This window comes from Actinomycetospora corticicola, from assembly GCF_013409505.1.
Lineage (GTDB): Bacteria > Actinomycetota > Actinomycetes > Mycobacteriales > Pseudonocardiaceae > Actinomycetospora > Actinomycetospora corticicola.
Window position 1 is genome coordinate 3,493,665 of record NZ_JACCBN010000001.1, and the last position, 19,801, is coordinate 3,513,465.

Sequence of the window (19,801 nt, forward strand, 5' to 3'; positions counted from 1 at the left end):
ACCTAGCGGCGGACGCGCTCCGAGAGCGGCGACGTCGCGGGTCGGACGGAGCCGAGCGCACCCGGGTCGCGCGGGGCGGGGACCAGCGGCGTGGCAGCGGGCCGCGGGGCACGGTGCAGCTCGGGCTGGAGCTCGGGCTCGCGCAGGCGGCGGGCGCTCTCCCGGACGGCGTCGCGCGCTCCCGCCCGCGTGTGCGCGAGGAGCTCGTGCATCGCGGCGGCCATCGGGCGCGGCAGGCGCGGCGAGGCGGCGACCCGCGCGAGCGGCTCGAGGCCGGGCGCGGCGTCGCGGAGCAGGAGGGCGACCTGGGCCTCGTCGGTGGGCGGCGTCGCGACGATCCGGTGGCCGAGCGAGGTCTGCCACGCCCGGACCCGCTCGCTGAACGCGGCCGAGAGACGCTCGAGCAGCCGCGCCTCGACGTAGGTGCCCATGCGGCCGTCGATGGGTGGGAGGGACTCCAGCCCGCCGTCGTCACCGCGACGGAAGCCGTCGATCCACGCCACCCAGTTCGCATATCCGTTCCGCGGGTCGGTACTGGCCCTGCCCGTTCGTCCGGCGTTCATGCCGATCTCCTCGTGCCGGGGTGTCCGGCAGTCGCACGATGTCTCCCCGGGGGACCGGGTACGTTCTCGTGTCCCGATCGTCGTCGGGTCCGCCGTGTCCGTTTCTCTACGGACGGGTAATCACGCCGATATCCCCTGTTCGGCGCACCTGATCACCCACCAGCGCCCCGTCCGTGCAGCGCACGCGGGCGACGGAGTGGACACGTCGCCCGCGGGCGCTCCCCTCAGGCCTTCACGACCAGGGTGTGCGCGGCCATGTCGCCGAGGCGCTGCTTGCGCTGCGACGTCGACATGATGATCAGCCCGACGATGCCGGCGAAGGCCCCGTCGACGATGAGGAGCACCCACCGCAGGGCGCACTCGCCCAGCGTCGGGACGCCCCCGTCGGCCTCGCGCACGATCTTCAGCCCGAGCCAGCCCATCGCCGGCGTCTGCCCGCCGTGGGTCGAGGGCCACCAGGCGTAGATGCCGAACGACCCGCCGACGGCGATCACCCAGACGACCAGGTTCACGAGCAGGCTGAGGAAGCCCACCCCGCCGTCGACCATCGCCCCGAGGAACCCGCCGACGACGCCGACGAGGATCAGCGGCACGACCAGGCACACCGCGTCGAGCAGGTACTGGCCCACGCGGAGGCCGACGACCTCGACCGAGCCCGGTGCGCCCGGCGCCGGCGCCCCGTACCCCGCCTGCCCGTACCCGGGCTGCGCGTACCCGTTCTGCCCGTAGGCGGTCTGCCCGTAGGCGGTCTGCCCGTACGCGGCCTGCCCGTAGCCGGGCGGCTGGGTGTAGCCCGGCTGCCCGTATCCCGCCCCGGGAGCACCCTGACCGGGAGCGGGCGCGCCGTACCCCTGCTGGGGCGCGCCGTAGCCCGACTGGGCGTATCCACCCGTTGACGGCGCTCCGTAGGCGGGCTGGCCGCCGGTGCCCGGACCGGCCGCCGACGCCGACTGCGCCGAGTAGTCACCCGGCGGCCCGTAGCCCGCCGCTCCGCTCTGTCCATCCGTCGGCCGTGGGCCGTACGGGCTGCTGTCTCCACTCATGCGCTCAGATGGTGCCAGCGGAGCGTGACGACAGGGAGTGCTTCCTCCGGATCGTCTCCGGACCGCCACCCGTTCGGCCGTATGTGGTGATGACTGAAGGGGTCAGTGGTGAGGTCCACTCCGTTGCCACGCTCAGCTCCCCCGAGCGGAGCATGACATCACCCCCCGGTCGGGCGTTGAGTGGTCGATGGATGGACACCCCTCGGGCCTGGCCGTCAGACTGCGCCCCGGCACCCGGAACGCGGAGGGAGGCACGCCCGTGCACCCGTCCGTGTCCCGCGCGCACCCGGTCGTGGCCCACCCCGCCTCGCGCGTCCCCGTGGCGCTCCCCCACCCCCGCGGCTCCGCCGGGCCCGACGACGCGGACGCCGACGCCGGGCCGGGTGGTCCGGGCTGCATCGGACCCGCATGGATCGTCCGGGAGGTCACCCACGTCCCCGGCATCCTCCGGCTCGCGCACGGCCGCCTGAGCTTCCTGTCCAGCCGGGGCGTCGTGTTCGACGAGGCCCTGGACACCCCGGAGCTCGAGGTCGGCCTGCCCTGGCGGGGCCGGGGCGGGATCCGGGTGACCGTCGGCGGGGAGTGCCTCCGGGTGCACGTGGTGCGTCCGCCGGGAGCGGTGGAGCCGGGCGCGGCGTTCGTCGACGCGGTCGCGGACGCCTCCGGGCTCCCCGTCACCCGCGGGGACCTCGAGGCCGCCGCGGTGTGGCGGGCCCTGCTCGTCAGGGCGCGGGATCCCGAGGAGGCGCGGGTTCCCCGCCGTCGGGCGCCGGGACGACGCGCAGCCCGAGTTCGGCGAGCACCCGGAGCGCCCACGCCGTCGTCATGACGGCGTCCGCGACCTCGGCCGCCTGTTCCTGACCGGCCAGGCCCGCCGTCCAGGCCACGTGCCGCGCGGCGTCGGCCAGGGTCGCGGTCAGGTCGGCGACGACGGCGAGCGCGCAGTGCGGATCGACGGGGAGCGGTCCGCGCCCCGCAGCGCCCACGGCCGTGACCAGGACCTCCAGGCCCCGGACGAGCTCCGCGACGGCAGCGGGGTCGAGCGTCACCGCATCCGGGGCGGCGGTCCGGTCGAGGGAGGCGCAGCGGGCCCCGGCGAGCGCCTCGAGCGCGCGGCCCGGCAGGACACGCCAGGCCGGGACCCGTGGTCCGGCGGTACGCCCGTCCATGCTCGACGCTCCCTGCTCGTCCCGGCCGCAGCGGATTCCGCGGACCTCGGGGACGTCCCGGTCATCGCCGGAGCACCGCCGGATGTTGCACGGTGTGGCCGGACCGTTGTCCGACCCCGGCACGTGTCACCCGGACGGACGAACGAGCTGCGTCAGGACCGCTCGGGGACCAGGTCGTCGGCGCTGCTGCGCCGGGCCGGGGCCTCGGCCTCCTGGGGCGCCCGCTGCTGCGGGGCGGACGGCGCCACCGGCATCGGCGCGGGGCCGACCACCGGGCCACCAGGGACCGGGCCACCAGGGACCGGGCCGGGCCCGGGACCGCGGACCTGTCCGCCGGGGTGGCCGGGACCGGGACCGGGCCCCTGCGGGTGGAACATCGCCGGCGGGCCCGGCCGGGGCGGGACCGGACGGACGGGGGGCGGCGGGGCGAGGAGGTCGAGGACGACCCGCAGCGACTCGTCGATCGCGCGGGCCGCCACCTCGTGCGCCTCCGGGCCTCCCGACACGGGGTCCGGCACCGCGTCCTCCTCCGCCGACACCGCGGGCACGGTGCCCCGGGCGCCCCGCGCGAGGGCGACGAGGGCGTGCGCCCGGCGGACCGGGTGGCGCGGGAGCGCGGCGACGTCCGCCGGATCGGCGGCGCGGAGGAGCCGCGCGAACTCGCGCAGCGTGAAGGTCGTCGGCAGGGCCTTCGGGACGTCCCCGAGCACGGTCGACCGGTGCTCCCGGGTCATCGTCAGCACGAGGTCGGCGAGCAGGACGTCGCGGTCGGGCAGCTGGCGGGCGGCGAAGGCGGCGACGTCGGGGTGGTCGCGGCGGCTGGTCAGCTGCGCCCGCGAGTCGTCGTGCATACCGTGCCCGCGCACCGCCGAGGTGCCGGCGCTGTGCACCGCGAAGGCCCGCGCCCAGGGACCGAGCCGAGCGCCCAGCAGGAAACGGGTGTGGAACTGCGCGAACGGCGACCGGCAGATGTTGCCGGTGCAGACGAACAGCACCCGGAAGACCTCCGGCGACCCGTCCGTGCCCGCGCTCATGCGGCGATCGTCCCAGGACGGTGACCCGAACGCGAGTCCTGCGGGCCAGGTCACGCCCGGTCCGGGCGTCGTCGCCCCCGGCCTCACCGCCGGGCGCGCTCGAACAGCTCGAGGTCCGCGACCACGACCACCACCTGCAGCGTCGTCGTCAGCGGCGCGATGGCGGCGGCCGGACCGGGCCGCTCCTCGGTGTCGAGGCGCGCGAGCAGCTTCGCGGTGCGCTCCTGCAGACCGCGCGCGGCGTCCGAGGTGGCGCGGAGGACCTCGACGTCGATCCCGTGCTCGGCCGACCAACCGGCGTCGGGGACACCGTCCGCCACGAGCTGGGCGATCCGGCAGAGCACGCGGTGGGCCGGCTCGTCCTCTCCCGCGGCCTCGACCGCTTCGAGGGCGGTCGTGAGGTCGTCGACCTCGGCGAGCAGTTCGGCGGAGGGGGCGTCCTCGGACGACGCCATCGCGGGCGGCGCAACGACGCCCGCGGCGCTGCGCGGGGCGGGCACCGAGACGGTCGGCGGCTCGAGTCGGGCGCGGGCCTCCCGCACGGGGGCGGCGAGGTCGACGCCGGACGCCTCGGTGTCAGGCTCTCGGGTGGCCACGGTGGTGGTCACGACGACGCTCCTCGGTCGGCGATGGTGGTGGGCGGCGGAGGGGCCGCGGACGACCGCACGGTCACGTCGACGTGCCCGGCGAGCCGGTCCGACCGAGAGTAACCGCCGTCGTGCGCGCTGCCATCGACTCCGGAGAGCAACAGCTTGCGCCGCTCGGCGCAGTAGAACCGCCGCCGACGGCTCCCGGCGGTCGGTCTCAGCGACGGACGGGGCTCCGGACCCCGGTCGGCGGGGACATCGGGGCGGGACGGGGCACGGCCGGTCGCGGCGGCGGGGTGCCGCCACGGGCGGCGGGCACGAGGCCCTCGGGGGCCGCCGGGCCACCACCCTGGGCCGGCACGGCTCCGACCGGGGCGTGCGGCGGCTCGGGCACGGGGCCGGCCGTCGGCGCGACGACGGGGCGGGCGGCGGGGCCGCGCTCCGCACGGGCCCGCCGCGCACGACGGGACTCGGAGACGGTGCCCGCGCCGGTGCGGTTGATGAGGGCCCGACGGGTCTGCGCGGTCGTCGGGCCGCGGAGCCGGCTGGCCACCATCGCGACCACGAAGGCGAGTCCGTTGACGGTGCCGAGGGTCAGCATGCCGACCTCGAGCACCTGCTCGGAGGAGACCTCGTCACCCGGGTCCATCTTCCCGAGCTGACCGCCGTAGGGCTGCGGCGTCGGCGACGTGTCCTGCGCGGCCGCCACCCCGGCGAACCCCAGACCCGCCAGCACGATCATGACCGCGCCCAGGAGCGCCCGGCGCACCCAGATACGACCCGTCATCGATGTCCACCCTCTCCCCGAGACCGTTCTGCCCGGGGATCGTCGGGAGGTGTGGCCGCCGTTACCTCTTCACGACCTTTTCGCACTCTCGGACGCCGGATCGAGACCATTCCGTGACCAAAACCGGACACGAAGGACAGAACGACGGTAGGACGGAACGACGAAGGCACCGCCGGCCCTCGGGGGCCGACGGTGCCTCGGTACGACGTTCGCGCGCGGAGCGCGGCGGTCAGGCGCGCTGCGCCAGGTACGAGTCCACGGTGTCGCGGTACTCGTCGTCGCCGACCTGACGGCCGAGGATCCGGCCGGCGAGGTCGCGCGACAGACGCGCGATGTCGGGCTGGAGGTCGGTCCGGAGGCGCGAGCGCTCCTCGTCGAGCTCGCCCCGCCCGCTCGCCACGAGCTGTGCGGCCTCGTCGCGGGCCTCGGCGAGGACCTCCTCGGAGTGCCGACGGCCCTCCTCGCGGGCGGCGTCGCGGATGCGCGCGGCCTCCTCGCGGGCCGCGGCGACGCGGGTGCGGTACTCCTGGTCGGCGCGGCGCGCCTCGGCGCGGGCCTGCTCGGCGCGCTCGAGGGTGCCGTCGATCCGGTCGTGCCGCTCCGAGTAGACGGCGTCGAGCTTCGGCAGCAGCACCCTGCTGAGCACGAAGTACAGCACCGCGAACACCACGACACCCACGACGATCTCGTGGGGGATGGCAGTGAGCACGAAGTAGCTGCCGCTCGCCAGCACCATGGGACCCCTCGTCAGTCATCGGTCATCGTCCGGTCGGCGGTACCAGCCCGTCCGGGTCGTCACAGTCTGTCGGATCCTCGACCGGGTGGCGAGCCCGGGGTGTCGCGATCACTCGATCCCGCCGGGTCACTAGGGTGACGCCGCCGACCACGGCGACCACTGCGACTCGGGCGAGGGCTGGCGGACATGGGTGACTACAAGGTCGTGACCGTCGGGACGGACGGCTCGTCGTCCGCACGCAAGGCCGTCGTGCGCGCCGCCGAGGTGGCCGCCGACTCCGGCGCCCGCCTGATGATCATCTGCGCCTACGAGACGCGGGACGCCACGGCGAACCGGAGCCAGGCCGAGGCCGAGCGGGCCCTGGGCGACGAGGCCTACAAGATCATCGGGGCGAGCCCCGCCGAGGAGACGCTGCGCAGCGCCCGGGACGAGGCCATCCGGGCGGGCGCCCACAACGTCGACACCGTCGCGGTGCACGGCGACCCGACCGAGGCCATCGTCGAGAAGTCCGAGCTCTACAAGGCCGACCTGGTGGTGGTCGGCAACAAGGGCCTCGCGAGCTTCGCCGGCCGCTTCCTCGGGTCGGTGCCGCAGGCGGTGTCCCGGAAGTCGCGCACGGACGTCCTCATCGTCCACACGGTCTGACCGCGGGGGGTGCCGCTCAGCGCGTGAGCGGCACCGCGCAGGCCGGGGCGTCCGGGTGCACGTGGATCAGCCGCGCCAGGGGCACCGACGTCAGCTCGCAGGCCAGGGCGTGCTCGAGGCAACGGCGGACCGCACGGTCCCGGGGCCGGGCCCGCGCCTCCGCGAGCCGCCGGGCGAGGCGCTCGGACCCGGTGAGCAACGGCGTGACGTCGAGGCGCGCGCGACCGAGGTCGGTGCGGCAGCGGCCCGCGACCGAGTCCCCCTCGCCGACGACGCGGACGTCGCAGTCCAGCTCGCCCCCCGGGTCGGTGCCCACCGCGGCCCGGAACACCGCGTTGGTGACGCGGTCGGACGGCGCCGCGACCAGCTGCTCGAGCAGCGCCCGCCCACCCCGCTCCCCGAGGGCCTCGTCGAGGTGCCGCACGTCGAAGGTCAGGCGGCGGAGCCGGAAGTCACCGGGCGCGGCCACGGCGAGGAGCTCCTCGACGGTGTCCGGGCACGGCGCGCCGGAACGGGCCGTGAGGTGCACCGACGCGGCCGCAGGCCGGCGGTCGTTGCGCGGGTCGATGCCGCGCACGGACACCTCGGGGGCGTGGTCCTCGCCCTCGCCGGAGCAGCCGTGCTGCAGGAACTCGACGCCCGCCAGGACGTCCGGCGCGGGGACCCTCCGGGGCGCGGGCACCCGCGGGTGGGGGTCACGGACGGAGCCGGCCGTGTCGGTCCTGGCGCCCGCGCCGAACCGGCGGGGGGCGAGGACGGCGAGAGGGTTGCGCATGTTCACCGGACCCTTGACGTGAGCAGGATCACCCCAGCATGCCAGAGTGATGCTGCTCATGTGGATCGGTCACGCGACGGGACCACGCGGGCCACTCATCCGGTGGCGGGAGTGACCACCACACCGCCCAGCAGCCCGGACCCGGACCCCACGCCGAGGTAGGCGTTCACGACGACGGGCGCAGCCCCGGGTGCGGGGTTCCGGTCCCGGCCGGTGCGCGCGTCGACCACGACCGGGCCGTTCACCGTCGTGCCGTACACGGCGCCGTGCCAGGCGGTCGTGACGGCCGGGGCGACGCGGCCGGCGGCGGGCAGCGACCACAGGAGCGCGCCGGTCGGGGCGTCGAGCGCGAAGGTCCGGTTCGACCCCGAGCACACCGCCGTCGCCGCCTCGTCCCAGGTGCACTCCGGGGGCGCGGTGGCGGTCCCGAGGTCGACGGCGTTGCGACTCCCGCCCGCGGCGTCGTACACGGTGAGGAACGCCCGCGCGGAGGTCGGGCGGCGGCCGGCGACGGTGACCGTCCCCGGTCCGGCCCGGTGCACCGAGAGCGCCGTGGACCCGTCGTCGGAGGCCCAGCGCCGGGCGCCGCTCGACACGTCGAGCCCGACCACCGACGACGGCGAGTAGCCCGTCCCCCCGCCCGACGGCACGGCCGCCCCCACGACGACGGGTGCCTCGACCGGGGCGCCCGCGGTGGGGGCCCCGTCCGGGTCACGCCCGTCGAGGACCGCCCCGGCGAGGACCCCGTCGGCCACCCACAGCACGCGGCGGGCGTCCAGGGCGACCGCCACCGTGCTGCGGTGCGTACCGGTCGAGGCGGTCAGCACCGCGACCCGGCGCCCGGCCCCCACCGCGGCGACCCCGACGACCGCCGTCCGCACCGAACGCGGCGCCTCGCTCCACGGCAGCGGTGCGGCGACCGACCACGCGAGCGTCGGGTCGGGGTCGCCGGCCTGGCTGCGGGCGACGGCGAGGAGCTCGAGGGCCAGGCCGGGCGGGGTCGTCCCCGAGCCGGGCACGACCGACGCCGCGCCGGCCACCACGAGACCGGCCGACGGCACGGGACGGGGCGCCCCGCTCACCCAGCGGTCCGGTGGCAGGGGCACCGCGACGGCGGCCCCCGTGGAGTCGGCGCGCGAGAACCCGCCGGAGTCGGCGAACCAGACGGTGGTGCCGTCGAGCGCGACCGGCAGCTCGGGGCGCCCCCCGTAGGAGCCGGTGAGGCTCCCGGAGGTCCCGCGCAGGAGGGTTCCCGACGACGGGCCGAACGCGGTCGGCGGGTCGTATGCGGGCGGGGGCGCGGACGCCGGGTTGCCCGTACAGGCGGCCACCAGCAGCGTCAGCACCCCGACGAGCAGGATCCCGACCCGGCGCACGCGCCCAGCCTGGCACTCCGCGTCCGGTCCCGGACGAGGAGGGTCAGCCCTCGACGATCTCCGAGCGGCGGGCCGGCTGCCGGTCCATCGCGGGACGCGGCTCGATCACCGGCAGCGGGCCGGTGGCCTGCGCGAGGCGACGCTGGGCGCGCTGGATGCGGGCGGCGAGCTCGGCGTCCTCGCGGGCGCGGGCCCGGAGTTCCTTGCGCTCCCGGCGGGACAACCGGAGGACCTTCTCGTTCTTGCTTCCCCACAGCCCCATCGCGGCCTGCCTCTCACCCGTCGGACCTCACCAGGCCCGCCCCCCGCAGCACGGCCGACGAACATCTTCCGCCCGCCCCGCCGTGATGGCGCCGGGAACCACACCATCGTGTCGCAACCGTGACGTGACCTGGACGTTGCCGGACGTCGACCTCGACGAGATCCGGACGAACGACGCGAAACCGCAGGGCGGCGACTCAGCGGGCGCGCATCAGCGCCGCGGCGCGCTCCCCGAGCATCAGGGCGGTGGCCGCCGGACCGCGGCGTGGCACGACCGGCAGCACCGAGGTGTCGACCACCCGCAGGCCCTCGATCCCGTGCACCCGGAACGCCGGGTCGACCACGGCGGCCGGGTCGTCCGCGACGCCCGTCGCGGCGCTGCCGCACAGGTGCGAGGAGGTGGTGAGCGAGGCCGCGATCCACGCGTCGAGCTCGGCGTCGGACGCCCCGGGGTGCGCCGCCGGCGCGAGGCCGCTCGACGTCAGCAGCCGACCTGCGAAGCGCACGACGGCCCGCATCCGGGCGCGGTCGAGCGCGGTGGCCAGGTAGTGGTGCTCGAGACGGGGGGACACCGACGGGTCGGCGCCGGACAGCACCGACGTCCCGCGGCTCTCCGGCTGCTGCAGGGCGCACATGAGGTGGCGGGCGCCGCCGGGTGCGAACGGCCGGCAGAACAGCAGCACCTCGAGGTCGCCGGCCGGGTCGGACGGCAGGGTCGGGTCGAGCGTCGCGGCGTCGAGGTGCACCAGGGCCTGGGTCGACACCGCCGCGGGGTGCAGCGGCCCGTCGTCGATGAACCCGAGGAACACCGACGGGTGGTCGCTCCAGCCGTGCCCGACACCGGGGCGGTCGAGGAGGACCTCGACCCCCACCGCACGCAGCTCGTCGGCCGGGCCGATCCCGGAGAGCGCGAGCAGCTGGGGCGACTTGACCGCGCCGGCGCAGAGCACCACCTCGGCGGCCTCGATGCGGTCCCCGTCGACGGTCAGCACGCCGACCGCGCGGGTGCCGTCGAGGAGCACCCGGGCGACCGGGGTGTCGCCGCGGACCGTGAGGTTCTCCCGGTCGAGCGCCGGCAGCACGTAGGCCATCGCCGCGTTGACCCGCACGCCCCGCACGGCGTTCGCCGGGACGAGCCCGACACCGGGCGGACCACCCGCGTTCTTGTCGGGCTCCGCCGGGACCCCCAGGGCCCGCGCGCCGCGCACGACGCGCTCGGTCAGCCCGGCGAGCAGCTCCCCGGCGGGCCGCTCCACGGGCACGGGCCCGTCGTGACCGTGCTCCGGGCCGTCGAAGTCGTGGTCGTCCTCGCCGCGGACGTAGGCGGCCCGGGCGTCCGCCCAGGTCCAGCCGTACCAGCCGTCGACGTCGGCCGGCGTCGCGCGGACGTGGTTGGCGCCGTTGATCGCCGAGGACCCGCCCAGCACCCGGCCCCGTGCCGTGGTCGCCCGGCGTCCCGCGGCGAGCTCCGTGGCGAACGCCCAGTTCAACGCGTGCCCGTCCGCGGCGCCGCCGAGGGAGGCGACGTCACGGACCTCGGCCGGGTACGACCCGGCGTCGGGATAGGCCGGTCCGGCCTCGAGCAGCAGGACCCGGCGGTGGGGATCCTCGGAGAGCCGCCCGGCCAGCGCGCAGCCGGCCGAGCCGCCCCCGACGATCAGCGTGTCGACGGAGACGGAGCGCAGCGGAACTCGACCGTCGATGCTGCCCACCGACTCATCGTGGGGTGTCGGAGAGCCGCTCGCTCGGTCGCGCGGCCGCCCACGGGCCGACCTGGTCGTTGTTCACCGCGAACCAGAGGTCGTCGCCCGCCTGCCGGTCGAGGTAGACCACCGACTGGGAGCCCTCCATGCCCGTGCCGGTGGTCGGCACGGTGAGGAACTCGATGTTCGAGGCCCGCAGGTCGCGGAGCCCGAACACCAGCTCGGCGAGCCCGGTGTTGGTCAGCGAGTCGTCGACGCCGACGTGCTGGGTCACCGAGTTCACGAGGTCGTAGGCCCGGGTGGGGCTCGAGAGCGTGCCGGCCGAGAGCGACTGCGAGACCAGCGCGCGCAGGGCGTTCTGCTGCCGGCGCACGCGGTCGAAGTCGCCGCCCGGCAGTTCCTTGCGCTGCCGGACGTAGGCCAGGGCCTGGGCCCCGTTCAGATGCTGCCGCCCGGCGGGCACGGTGATCCCGCCGAAGTCGGTGGTCTGCCCGACGTTGACGTCGATGCCGCCGGCGGCGTCGGTCATCTGCTGGAACCCGGCGAAGTCGATGACCGCGAAGTGGTCGATGCGCACGCGGGTCAGCTGCTCGATCGTCCGGATCATCAACGGCGGACCGCCGAACGAGTAGGCCGCGTTGACCTTGTTCATGCCGTACCCGGGGACGTCCACCCAGGAGTCGCGGGGGATGGAGACGACGCTCGCGCTCTTCCCGTCGTCCGCGACCGTCGCCACCATGATCACGTCGCTGCGCTGGGCGCCGAAGACGAAGTCGGGGGCGGTCGCGTCGCGGCCGGTGGTGGGATCCGAGGAGCGGGAGTCGGTCCCGACCAGCAGGAACGTCTGGCCCCCCTTGCCGGCGGGCCGCGACGAGGGGTCGATGCCGGCGAAGACCGAGGGGTAGCGACCCACCTGGTCGCCGAGCTGGTTCGTGAGCAGCACGACGCCGGCGACGGCGAGCAGGACGAGGATCAGTACCCCGATGAGGACGTAGACCAGGGCCCGCAGCCCGCGCCGGCGGCGCGTCCCCGGGTCCTCCGGCGGGTCCCCGCCCCCGGAACGGAGCAGTGCATCGACGCTCATGTCATCCCTCGTGTCCTCGTCCCCCGACCGGTCCGGCAGCACCGGGGCCGTGTGAACCCTGTCGGGCGCCCGGCGGTCGGCGTTACCCCACCTGCCTCATTCGGACCAGTGCGGCTCGTACGCAGCGTGGCCGTCACCCGGTCGGGGACATTCGTCGACGTCGGTCGACCGTCGGCCGCCGACGTCGTCGTCCGCACCGCCCCGAGCCCGTAGCGTGCGGGCCGTGAGCGCACCCGAGCGGCCCGACCTCCCGGACCTCGACGTGCTGTCGCGGGTGCTCGACGGCCTGCGGTCCCTGCCGGAGCAGACCCGCCGTCGGGCCGAGGGGACTCCCGGTCGGCCCGTCGACGACGGGCCGTCCGACGCGACCGCGGTCCCGCTCCCCCGCCGCCGCTGATCCCGACGGGGCGACCGGAGCCCGCCTGGCGCCCGACCGTCCCCGCGGGGACAGTGGGACCCGGTGAGAGGAGGGCGAGATGACCGTCCCCGACCCGTCCCGCCCGACGTCGGGCATGGACCCGATGCCGGCCCGCCGACCACGGCCCCCGTTCCCGGGTGACCTGCCGCCGTACGAGCTGCCGGACGACATCCCCGACCCCACGGCCCCCGGCCGCCCGGACGACCCGGCCCGGCGTCGGGAGCGGGCGTTCGTCGCGGTGGGCACGGACGACCGCCGCCGCCACGTCGTCGACGTGACCCTCGGCGAGGCGGGCGACCCGACGGGGCTGCGGGCGCGCTGCGGCGCACCGGTCGAACAGGTGGTGCCGGGGCTGAGCGCGGATCAGGCGGACTGCCCCGAGTGCCGGCTCACGGCTTCGGTGCCTTCGCCGTACTGACCCGCTTCACGAACAGCAGGCGGTCGCCCCGCTCGAGGGCGTCCACGTCGGGCGAGTCGATCTGGTGGACCTCGTCCCCGCGCACGACGCCGAGCACGATGTCGCGCAGGTGCCGGGGCGAGCCGCCGACCTCGGACGGTTCGACGTCGCGCTCGGAGAGGCTCATCCCGGCGTCCGGGGTGAGGAGGTCCTCGACGACCGCGACGACGTTCGGGCTCGTCGTGGCGACCCCGAGCAGGCGGCCGGCCGTCTCGGCGGACACCACCACCGAGTCGGCGCCGGACTGCCGCAGCAGGTGGACGTTCTCCGTCTCCCGGACGGCGGCGGTGATGACGATGCGCGGGGCGAGCTCGCGGGCGGTGAGCGTGACGAGGACCGCGGTGTCGTCGCGGTTGGTGGCGACGATCAGCGAGGCGGCGTGCGGGAGCCCCGCGGTCCGCAGCACCGAGGACTGGGTGGCGTCCCCGCGCACCGTGACCAGCCCCATCGCCGACGCGGCGTCGAGGCGGCCCCGGTCGGTGTCCACGACCACGATCCGCTCGGGACGGGCGTCGTCGCCGAGCAGCGTGTCGACCGCCGCCTTGCCCTTGGTGCCGAAACCGACGACGACGACGTGGTCGCGCACGCGGGACCTCCAACGACGGATGCGGAACGCCTGGCGGGAGCGCTCGGTGAGCAGCTCCACGGTGGTGCCGACCAGGACGATGAGGAACAGGACGCGCAGCGGCGTGATCGCGAGGATCGTCCACAGCCGCGCGGTGTCGGTCACCGGGGCGATGTCGCCGTAGCCGGTGGTCGAGAGCGAGACCGTCGCGTAGTAGAAGGCGTCGATCAGGCCGATGGGGCCGTCGGTGTTGTTGTCGACGTAGCCGTCGCGCTGCAGGTAGACGATGAGGGCGGCCGCCGCGAGCGCGCCGACGGCGAGCGCGAGGCGCCGGACGAGCGCGACGAGCGGGCCGACGCCGCGGTCGGGCATGACCACCACGACGGCCGTGCCGCCGTCCCGGGCGGCCGGGCCCCGCCGCACCGTCCGGGCGCCCTGGCTCCGATCCACGCGCGCAGCGTAGTCACGGTCATGGTGATCGACGATCCGACCGTCCCGCTACCACGATCGAGTGAATCGGGCCCGAGTCCTGTCAGGAACCCTGCCGGTCCGGGTCACTCCTGGTGACGAGGCCAGGAAAGGAACTCTTCCGAGTTGCGGAGAGTCAGCCATCCAGTCACTGGCCGTAGCACAGAAGGAGCTGGACGTGATGGGCGACCGGTTCGCCAGCCACCCCTGCACCGACCTCGAGCGATCGCTGCGCCCGGCCGGTGGGGAGGAGACCGCCGCGGGGGCCGAGGGGCCCGACTGGATCGAGGCGCTCGCCGCCCTCGACGACTGCGACGGGTACGTGGTGCTCGTGATCGACCCGCAGACCGCCGAGGTCGACGCGCACGGTCCCTACGGCGGGCCGGACGCCGCCGTGGCCGCGGACTCCCTGCGGTCCTCGCTCGACGCCGAGGGACTCCGCGACGTCGTGGTCCGGATCGTGCGGCTCCACCTACCCGGCCGCGCCGCCTGATCGGGGCACGACACGCCGCGCGTCCGGGTGAGACACCCGGTCCCGCGCCGCCGGGCGAAACGTTCCGGGCCCCGCCGACGACGTGCGGGGCATGGTTGGTGACCACGACTCCTTCCGGCTCCCGGTCCAGGTGGGCCGGGACACCGCGGGCGAGCAGCGGCTGGAGGCCGCCGCCCGCGTCCGCCACCTCGTCGCCGCGCTCGTGCCGACGCCGCGTCCGACGCCGATGGATCTCCCCCGCGCGCGGTAACCCCGGTCGGGCTCCTCGCCCCGGTGAGATCGCCCATGTCGACCGACCGGCGGAACTCGCCCGGCCACGCCGCCGCGAGGCTTCCCCGCCGCCCCGAAGCCCGGTAGAACACCGATTCGTCGACGACCCGTGTGGGTGTCGACCTCGGCGGACGACGGGCGGAGGCCGGCTGCGATGACCACGACGGGACGGTGGCGCGTGCGGTCGGATCCGCGCGCCGGCCGACCCGACGGTCCCGACGCCGGGTCGCTCCCCCGCCTGCGCGAGCTCGACCTCCGCGACCTGGGGGTGCACGACCCCGTCCCCGTCCCGCCCGTCGAGCGGGACGCCGACCACCGCATCGAGGCCGCGGTCGGCGGGGACGACCCCGTCGTCGTGGTGGCCGCCCCGCGGCTCTCCGGGGGCACGCTCGCCCTCGCCCGGGCCGCGCGACTGCTCCTGTCCGACCACCACGTCGTGCGCCCCGACCCGGCGGCGCTCGGCGGGTCCGCCCCGCTGTCCGGGCCCGCCGACCCGGCACTCGTCGACGCGTTGCGCCGCCGTCCCGCCGACGGCCTGGTGATCTGGCTCGACGGGATCGGCCCGGCCCTGCTGGCCGCCCTGCTCGTCGCGCGCCCCCCGGAGGGCGCACGGGTGTTCGCCACCGTCGACGAGGCCCTGCTCCACCCCGACGTCACGCGGGTCGCGCCCGGACCCGGCGTCACGCTGATCCGGCTCGGCCCGGAGCTCAGCCGCGCGGAGGCCGCCCGGGCGGGGACCCGGTCGCTCGGCGGTGCCGTCGACCTCGCGCCCGCGCGCGCCCTGCTGCTCGGCCGCCCCGGCCCCGCCGGCCGCCTCGCCCGGCCGTCCCGCCGGGCCTCCCGCCCGTCCCTCGCCCCGGCGCGCGCCGCCGTGCTGCGGGCGGCCGTCGACTGGGCCCGGCTCGGCGTGCCGCACGCCCTCCCGACGCCGCTGCTCGCCCGGCTCGCCCTCGCCTACGCCCGCGAGATGCCCGACGACCCGCCGGCCGTGGACGACCTGACCCGCGCCGTCGAGGACCTGGTCGGCACGTCGTCGGGCGGCCGCGGCGTCACCCGGCCGCTGCGCCGCCTGCGGCTGCCGGACGGGGTGCACCACGTCCCCGACCCACTGCTCACCGTGGCCGCCGATCGCCTCGGGCGGGACGGCTGGACCCCTCCGGAGCGCCTGGGCGAGGTCGTCGGCGATTTGCTCGGTACGGCGGCGGACCGCGCGGACCGCCGCACGGTCGGGGTCCTCGCCGTCGTCCGGGGCTTCGACGACCTCGCCGCCGCCCTGCTGCGACCGCCCCCGACCCCGGACGGGCCGACCGACCTGGCCCCGACCGAGGACTACCGGCTCGGGGTCTCGTCCCTGCAGGCCGGACGCGCCGCCGAGGCACGACGCTGGTTCGCGGCCGTGCTCACCGCCACTCCCGACGACGGGTCGTGGCGCGAGCTGCGGGCGCGCGCCGCCTTCTGGCTGGGCCTCGACCGCGACGCCGACCCGGCGGACCGCCGGGGACACCTGGAGCTCGTGGTGCGCGACGGGCCGCCCCGGGACGCCTCCGACGCGGCCCTGCTGCTCGCGGGCCTGGAGCGCGACGCCGGCCGGTTCGACGCGCAGCGCGGGTGCCTGCGCGCGGCGGTCACCGCCGCCCGGGCGGCCGCCGACGCCGGCCGCGAGGCCGAGGCCACGCTCGATCTCGCCCACCTCGACCGCCGCAGCGGGCGGGCCGACGACGCGCGCACCGGCTACGACCGGGTCCTCACGCTGGTGGGGCCGGACGAACCCGCGGGGCTGGCCGCCGGTCGGGCGCTGGCCGAGCTGGACGACGCGGAGCCCGAGGACGGACCGGAGGCCTTCGTCCCCGCGCCGCTGCCCGAGCAGCGCGGGGGCCCCACGGGGCCGCCGCTGCCCCGCAGCGGCGCCGGCCCGTCCACCCCCGGCGGCTCCGAGGACCGGCCGACGGTGCCCCCGCCGGCGCGTCCCCTCCCCTGACGTCCCGCAGCGGACGACCGGGCCGTCCGTCACGGACGATCGTGACGAACGGCCCGTCCGAACGGCGTGGGCGGTGTCCTCAGGCGGTCCGGATCACCGGGGCGACGACCGCGGGCGCCGTCCGCGGCGCGGGCACCACGGCGAGGCCGGCGACACCGGGCAGGGCCGGCAGCGGGGCGAAGACCGAGCCGCCGAACAGTCCCTGGCCGGTCCCGGCCGTGGCGAGCAGCGTGTCCTGGGTGTGCCGCGGCAGCGCGCTGACGTCCGCGCCGTCCGCCGCCATCTCGTCGAGCACGCGCTGCGGCCAGGACCGCGCGGAGCCGCCGCGGACCGGGACCCCGCCGCGGTCGCCGAGGCACCGGGCGCGCAGCGCGGTGAAGGCGTCGGCGGAGAGCGTCGCGCGGGCGGTGTCGAGGAAGGCCGACCCGAGGTGGTCGTGCAGGACGGCCACGTTGTGCGCGGTGGCCGGGAAGCCCGCCCGGGCGAGCAGCGTGGGCGCGTAGCCCGGCGAGAGCCGCGGCGCGAGCTGCTCGACGCCCGCCCCGGCCCGCAGCACCACCGCGAACCCGACCAGCACGACGACGGCGACGACACCGACTGCGACGATTCCCATGACCTACCCCCTCGGCCGACCGGTCTCCCCCGGCACCGCCACTCCCTGTGACGGAAGCTTCGTCGCTCGAGACCGTGTCGTTACGAGATCGCGATCGCAATCGCCCGTTCGGCGCACCACGTCACCCCAGCTCGAGGGATCTCCGCGGCGTCGCCGTGATCTGATCGTGATGCGACGCGCCGCAACCCCACTCGCTCTCACTCGATCGGGCTAGTGAAGTGCGTGTGTGAACCCTTATCTTGTTCCCCACACCGGACGTGGCCCCAGCGCGATCCCGGCCGACCGACGCTCCCCCCAGCCGAGGAGTCCCCGATGTCCTTCGCCAGCAACGCGCTCCTCGCGGCCGGCTCGTCCGTCGCCGCCTGGCTGACCGCGCCCCTCGTGAGCGCCGCGGTCCACGGCACCACCGACCAGCGGACGCTGGCCTCGTGGAAGGACGAGACCGGCCCGATCCCGCTGCCGCGCCTCGACGACCACCGCGACGGCGGGTTCGACGCCGCCGCGCGGCACGCCTGACCGGAGCGCCCTCACCCGTCCGCACGCCGCCACCCACCCGGGTCGTCCCGGGCGAGCGACGAGCGTGACCGAAGGTGACACCGAACGGCGGAACCAGCTCGGCCGGGTCACGGGCGATATCTGGAGTGAGCCTCGTGAGGCCCTCCCCGCCGGTCCCCGACCCCAGGACGTGATCGCTCTATGTCCCGCCACAGCGGTCGTCACCACCACGCCACCCTGCAGCGCGAGCGCGACGAGTCGCGGCTCCGCCGGGAACGGGTCGAGCGCGCCCACCGGCGCGCCGAGCAGGTCGGCGCCACCACCCCGGTCGAGGGCACGCCGGCGCAGCGCAGCGGCGCGCCCACGAAGGTCGTCATCGACAACGCCGTCGCCCGGCGCGACCCGCAGACGCGGCCGTTCCCGGCCGCGCCGGGCCTGCCCGACGCCCGCCGGTCGCCCTCCGCACCGTTGCCGGCCCACCGTCGTCGTCCCGAGGCGGTCCTCGGCGCCCGGTGATCCCGGTCGTCCCGGCGGGTAGTCCAGGGCGGTGACCGATCCCCGTACCGACGCCGACGCCCCGACCGACCGCGCGGACGACACGCCGGCCGACCCGCCGCATCCCGGGCCGGACGACGACGCCGAGCCCGCCTTCGACATCGATCTGGACCCCGAGGACCAGGGGACGGCGGAGGCCGCCGCCGACTCGACCGACTGAGCCCGCGGGCGCTCCCCGACCGGCCGACGACGGGGCCGGCCGGTCGAGGGGCGTCAGCTGCGGCTCTCCCGCCAGGCCCGCTCGAAGGGCAGGCGCCAGGCGTTGGGCGCGATCAGCTGGTGGATCGCGTTCGGGCCCCAGGAGTCCGGCGGGTAGGGCTTGACCGGCGGCGGGTCGGCCAGCAGGGGCTGCGAGCGGTCCCACAGCGACTCGATGCCGTCCGCGGTGGTGAACAGCGTGTGGTCGCCCCGCATGGCGTCGAGGATGAGGCGCTCGTAGGCCTCGAGGACGTCGGAGGCCTCCTCGGTCTCCTGGGTGGAGAACTGCATCGAGAGCTTCTGCAGCCGCATCCCCGGCCCGGGGCGCTTGCCGTAGAAGGAGAGCGACACCCGCGAGGAGTCCGCGAGGTCGAACGTGAGGTGGTCCGGGCCCTGCGTCCCGACCCCCGAGCCCTGCGGGAACATCGTCCGCGGGGCCTCCTTGAACGCGATCGAGACGATGCGCTGCCCCTCGGCCAGGCGTTTGCCCGTGCGCAGGTAGAACGGCACGCCGGCCCAGCGCCAGTTGTCCAGCCCGACCCGCAGCGCGATGAAGGTCTCCGTGTCGGAGTCGCGCGCGACCCCCGGTTCCTCGCGGTAGCCGCCGTACTGCCCGCGGACCACGTCGCCGGGGTGGATCGGCAGGAGCGACCGGAAGACCTTGTTCTTCTCCTCGCTGATCGCGCGGGGTTCGAGCGCGGTGGGCGGCTCCATCGCCACGAAGGCCATCACCTGCATGAGGTGGGTGACCACCATGTCCTTGAACGCCCCGGTCGCCTCGTAGAAGCTCGCCCGCTGGTCGAGGCCGAGGGCCTCCGGGATGTCGATCTGCACGTGGTCGATGAAGTTGCGGTTCCAGATCGGCTCGAACAGCCCGTTCGCGAACCGGAACGCCAGGACGTTCTGCGCCGCCTCCTTGCCCAGGAAGTGGTCGATGCGGAACACCTGGGCCTCGTCGAAGACCTGGTGGACGAAGTCGTTGAGCTGGATCGCCGACGGCAGGTCGTAGCCGAACGGCTTCTCCATGATCACGCGGGCGTCGGCGACGAGATCGGCGTCGCGCAGCATCCCGACGACGGGTTGCGCCGCCTTCGGCGGCACCGAGAGGTAGTGCAGCAGCCGCACGCGGTCGCCCAGCTGCGTGCGGGCCTCCTTGACCGCCGACGCGAGCGCCTCGGGCCCCTCGTGCTGGCCGACGTAGGTCAGCTTGGTGGCGAAGTCGTCCCAGTCGGACTCCGCGAGCCGGTGCATCCCGAAGTTCTGCACCGCGTCGTGCGCGAGGTCGCGGAACTGCTCGGTGGTGAGGTCCTCCATCGCGGTGCCGACGATGCGGATGTCGGGGGCGAGCTCGGACTCGGCGAGGTAGGCCAGCCCGGGCAGCAGCTTGCGCTTGGCCAGGTCCCCGGTGCAGCCGAACAGGACGATGACGTGCGGGACGATCGGGTCCAGGTCCCGGCGGAAGGGGCGTGACCCGGGCCCCGGGTAGGCGATGTCGGAGTTGCGTTCGGGCAACGGAGCCTCCCGCTAA

General features: G+C 76.0%; 25 protein-coding genes. 10 read left to right on the plus strand and 15 right to left on the minus strand.

Features of this window, described 5'->3' with window-relative positions; genetic code table 11:
* Nucleotides 1-2 precede the first annotated feature (2 nt).
* Nucleotides 3-563: a hypothetical protein gene (locus BJ983_RS16950; RefSeq protein WP_179794867.1), complete on the minus strand. Its 561-nt coding sequence runs from the start codon at nt 561-563 to the stop codon at nt 3-5.
* Between the two features lie 224 nt (nt 564-787).
* Complete coding sequence (locus BJ983_RS16955; protein WP_179794868.1) at nt 788-1,606, minus strand: RDD family protein; 819 nt, start codon at nt 1,604-1,606, stop codon at nt 788-790.
* A 259-nt stretch (nt 1,607-1,865) separates the two neighbouring features.
* On the opposite strand from BJ983_RS16955, the gene BJ983_RS16960 reads away from it, so the two are divergent.
* The gene (locus BJ983_RS16960; RefSeq protein ID WP_179794869.1) at nt 1,866-2,435 is read left to right on the plus strand and encodes a hypothetical protein; all 570 of its coding nucleotides are present in this window, start codon (nt 1,866-1,868) and stop codon (nt 2,433-2,435) included.
* On the opposite strand, the gene BJ983_RS16965 is transcribed toward BJ983_RS16960, so the two are convergent.
* From BJ983_RS16965 to atpF, 5 genes are all read right to left on the minus strand, one after another.
* Nucleotides 2,329-2,775: a hypothetical protein gene (locus BJ983_RS16965; RefSeq protein ID WP_179794870.1), complete on the minus strand. Its 447-nt coding sequence runs from the start codon at nt 2,773-2,775 to the stop codon at nt 2,329-2,331. The genes BJ983_RS16960 and BJ983_RS16965 overlap by 107 nt on opposite strands.
* A 152-nt stretch (nt 2,776-2,927) precedes the next feature.
* Nucleotides 2,928-3,809 carry an arsenate reductase/protein-tyrosine-phosphatase family protein gene (locus BJ983_RS31730; RefSeq protein ID WP_179794871.1) on the minus strand — a complete coding sequence of 294 codons (882 nt, stop codon included), beginning with the start codon at nt 3,807-3,809 and terminating at the stop codon, nt 2,928-2,930.
* A gap of 83 nt (nt 3,810-3,892) precedes the next feature.
* The gene (locus BJ983_RS16975; RefSeq protein WP_179794872.1) at nt 3,893-4,417 is read right to left on the minus strand and encodes a hypothetical protein; all 525 of its coding nucleotides are present in this window, start codon (nt 4,415-4,417) and stop codon (nt 3,893-3,895) included.
* A 196-nt stretch (nt 4,418-4,613) separates the two neighbouring features.
* Nucleotides 4,614-5,183 (minus strand): hypothetical protein, encoded by a 570-nt coding sequence (locus BJ983_RS16980; RefSeq protein WP_179794873.1) that lies wholly within the window; start codon nt 5,181-5,183, stop codon nt 4,614-4,616.
* Between the two features lie 229 nt (nt 5,184-5,412).
* Complete coding sequence (gene atpF / locus BJ983_RS16985) at nt 5,413-5,919, minus strand: F0F1 ATP synthase subunit B (RefSeq protein ID WP_179794874.1); 507 nt, start codon at nt 5,917-5,919, stop codon at nt 5,413-5,415.
* A gap of 186 nt (nt 5,920-6,105) precedes the next feature.
* On the opposite strand from atpF, the gene BJ983_RS16990 reads away from it, so the two are divergent.
* Complete coding sequence (locus BJ983_RS16990) at nt 6,106-6,564, plus strand: universal stress protein (protein WP_179794875.1); 459 nt, start codon at nt 6,106-6,108, stop codon at nt 6,562-6,564.
* A 16-nt stretch (nt 6,565-6,580) separates the two neighbouring features.
* Here BJ983_RS16990 and BJ983_RS16995 read toward each other — a convergent pair whose 3' ends face one another.
* The 5 genes from BJ983_RS16995 to BJ983_RS17015 form a co-directional block, all read right to left on the minus strand.
* Nucleotides 6,581-7,339, minus strand: a complete 759-nt coding sequence (locus BJ983_RS16995; protein ID WP_179794876.1) for a hypothetical protein — start codon at nt 7,337-7,339, stop codon at nt 6,581-6,583.
* 95 nt (nt 7,340-7,434) lie between these two features.
* On the minus strand, nt 7,435-8,715 hold the full coding sequence (locus tag BJ983_RS17000; protein ID WP_179794877.1) for a PQQ-binding-like beta-propeller repeat protein: 1,281 nt from the start codon (nt 8,713-8,715) through the stop codon (nt 7,435-7,437).
* Between the two features lie 43 nt (nt 8,716-8,758).
* Entirely contained in the window at nt 8,759-8,977 is a 219-nt protein-coding gene (locus tag BJ983_RS17005; RefSeq protein WP_179794878.1) for a hypothetical protein, read from the minus strand.
* Nucleotides 8,978-9,173: 196 nt separating this feature from the next.
* Entirely contained in the window at nt 9,174-10,688 is a 1,515-nt protein-coding gene (gene mftG, locus BJ983_RS17010) for a mycofactocin dehydrogenase MftG (RefSeq protein WP_343054226.1), read from the minus strand.
* A 4-nt stretch (nt 10,689-10,692) separates the two neighbouring features.
* Nucleotides 10,693-11,763 carry an LCP family protein gene (locus tag BJ983_RS17015; protein WP_179794879.1) on the minus strand — a complete coding sequence of 357 codons (1,071 nt, stop codon included), beginning with the start codon at nt 11,761-11,763 and terminating at the stop codon, nt 10,693-10,695.
* A 223-nt stretch (nt 11,764-11,986) separates the two neighbouring features.
* Between BJ983_RS17015 and BJ983_RS17020 the strand changes: the two genes are divergently transcribed.
* Together BJ983_RS17020 and BJ983_RS17025 are read left to right on the plus strand one after the other, a co-directional pair.
* Nucleotides 11,987-12,160, plus strand: coding sequence for a hypothetical protein (locus tag BJ983_RS17020; RefSeq protein WP_179794880.1), 174 nt, complete (start codon nt 11,987-11,989; stop codon nt 12,158-12,160).
* A 79-nt stretch (nt 12,161-12,239) separates the two neighbouring features.
* Complete coding sequence (locus BJ983_RS17025) at nt 12,240-12,599, plus strand: hypothetical protein (protein WP_179794881.1); 360 nt, start codon at nt 12,240-12,242, stop codon at nt 12,597-12,599.
* Here the strand turns inward: BJ983_RS17025 and BJ983_RS17030 are convergent.
* Complete coding sequence (locus BJ983_RS17030) at nt 12,571-13,653, minus strand: potassium channel family protein (RefSeq protein WP_179794882.1); 1,083 nt, start codon at nt 13,651-13,653, stop codon at nt 12,571-12,573. The two genes, BJ983_RS17025 and BJ983_RS17030, sit on opposite strands and share 29 nt — an antisense overlap.
* Before the next feature lie 199 nt (nt 13,654-13,852).
* Between BJ983_RS17030 and BJ983_RS17035 the strand changes: the two genes are divergently transcribed.
* The 3 genes from BJ983_RS17035 to BJ983_RS17045 all read left to right on the plus strand — a co-directional run bounded on the left by BJ983_RS17035 (nt 13,853) and on the right by BJ983_RS17045 (nt 16,412).
* Entirely contained in the window at nt 13,853-14,164 is a 312-nt protein-coding gene (locus BJ983_RS17035) for a hypothetical protein (protein ID WP_246326284.1), read from the plus strand.
* Nucleotides 14,165-14,255: 91 nt separating this feature from the next.
* Nucleotides 14,256-14,414: a hypothetical protein gene (locus BJ983_RS17040; protein WP_179794883.1), complete on the plus strand. Its 159-nt coding sequence runs from the start codon at nt 14,256-14,258 to the stop codon at nt 14,412-14,414.
* 174 nt (nt 14,415-14,588) lie between these two features.
* A complete protein-coding gene (locus tag BJ983_RS17045; protein WP_179794884.1) occupies nt 14,589-16,412 on the plus strand; it encodes a hypothetical protein in 1,824 nt (607 codons plus the stop codon).
* A gap of 79 nt (nt 16,413-16,491) precedes the next feature.
* On the opposite strand, the gene BJ983_RS17050 is transcribed toward BJ983_RS17045, so the two are convergent.
* Entirely contained in the window at nt 16,492-17,025 is a 534-nt protein-coding gene (locus BJ983_RS17050; protein ID WP_179794885.1) for a hypothetical protein, read from the minus strand.
* 312 nt (nt 17,026-17,337) lie between these two features.
* On the opposite strand from BJ983_RS17050, the gene BJ983_RS17055 reads away from it, so the two are divergent.
* The 3 genes from BJ983_RS17055 (at nt 17,338) to BJ983_RS17065 (ending at nt 18,235) form a co-directional block, all read left to right on the plus strand.
* A complete protein-coding gene (locus tag BJ983_RS17055) occupies nt 17,338-17,541 on the plus strand; it encodes a hypothetical protein (protein WP_179794886.1) in 204 nt (67 codons plus the stop codon).
* Between the two features lie 180 nt (nt 17,542-17,721).
* On the plus strand, nt 17,722-18,036 hold the full coding sequence (locus BJ983_RS17060) for a hypothetical protein (RefSeq protein WP_179794887.1): 315 nt from the start codon (nt 17,722-17,724) through the stop codon (nt 18,034-18,036).
* Nucleotides 18,037-18,067: 31 nt separating this feature from the next.
* Nucleotides 18,068-18,235, plus strand: coding sequence for a hypothetical protein (locus BJ983_RS17065; RefSeq protein ID WP_179794888.1), 168 nt, complete (start codon nt 18,068-18,070; stop codon nt 18,233-18,235).
* A gap of 53 nt (nt 18,236-18,288) precedes the next feature.
* Here the strand turns inward: BJ983_RS17065 and zwf are convergent, their stop codons facing one another.
* Entirely contained in the window at nt 18,289-19,785 is a 1,497-nt protein-coding gene (zwf, locus tag BJ983_RS17070) for a glucose-6-phosphate dehydrogenase (RefSeq protein ID WP_179794889.1), read from the minus strand.
* Nucleotides 19,786-19,801 lie beyond the last annotated feature (16 nt).

Coding starts and splice junctions, on each gene's coding strand:
- BJ983_RS16950 (WP_179794867.1), bottom strand. CDS start 563: ATGAACGCCGGACGAACGGGCAGGGCCAGTACCGACCCGCGGAACGGA.
- BJ983_RS16955 (WP_179794868.1), bottom strand. CDS start 1,606: ATGAGTGGAGACAGCAGCCCGTACGGCCCACGGCCGACGGATGGACAG.
- BJ983_RS16980 (WP_179794873.1), bottom strand. CDS start 5,183: ATGACGGGTCGTATCTGGGTGCGCCGGGCGCTCCTGGGCGCGGTCATG.
- BJ983_RS17025 (WP_179794881.1), top strand. CDS start 12,240: ATGACCGTCCCCGACCCGTCCCGCCCGACGTCGGGCATGGACCCGATG.
- BJ983_RS17045 (WP_179794884.1), top strand. CDS start 14,589: ATGACCACGACGGGACGGTGGCGCGTGCGGTCGGATCCGCGCGCCGGC.
- BJ983_RS16965 (WP_179794870.1), bottom strand. CDS start 2,775: ATGGACGGGCGTACCGCCGGACCACGGGTCCCGGCCTGGCGTGTCCTG.
- BJ983_RS16990 (WP_179794875.1), top strand. CDS start 6,106: ATGGGTGACTACAAGGTCGTGACCGTCGGGACGGACGGCTCGTCGTCC.
- BJ983_RS17015 (WP_179794879.1), bottom strand. CDS start 11,763: ATGAGCGTCGATGCACTGCTCCGTTCCGGGGGCGGGGACCCGCCGGAG.
- BJ983_RS17035 (WP_246326284.1), top strand. CDS start 13,853: ATGGGCGACCGGTTCGCCAGCCACCCCTGCACCGACCTCGAGCGATCG.
- atpF (WP_179794874.1), bottom strand. CDS start 5,919: ATGGTGCTGGCGAGCGGCAGCTACTTCGTGCTCACTGCCATCCCCCAC.
- BJ983_RS17005 (WP_179794878.1), bottom strand. CDS start 8,977: ATGGGGCTGTGGGGAAGCAAGAACGAGAAGGTCCTCCGGTTGTCCCGC.
- BJ983_RS17060 (WP_179794887.1), top strand. CDS start 17,722: ATGTCCCGCCACAGCGGTCGTCACCACCACGCCACCCTGCAGCGCGAG.
- BJ983_RS17055 (WP_179794886.1), top strand. CDS start 17,338: ATGTCCTTCGCCAGCAACGCGCTCCTCGCGGCCGGCTCGTCCGTCGCC.
- BJ983_RS31730 (WP_179794871.1), bottom strand. CDS start 3,809: ATGAGCGCGGGCACGGACGGGTCGCCGGAGGTCTTCCGGGTGCTGTTC.
- BJ983_RS17050 (WP_179794885.1), bottom strand. CDS start 17,025: ATGGGAATCGTCGCAGTCGGTGTCGTCGCCGTCGTCGTGCTGGTCGGG.
- BJ983_RS16995 (WP_179794876.1), bottom strand. CDS start 7,339: ATGCGCAACCCTCTCGCCGTCCTCGCCCCCCGCCGGTTCGGCGCGGGC.
- BJ983_RS17040 (WP_179794883.1), top strand. CDS start 14,256: ATGGTTGGTGACCACGACTCCTTCCGGCTCCCGGTCCAGGTGGGCCGG.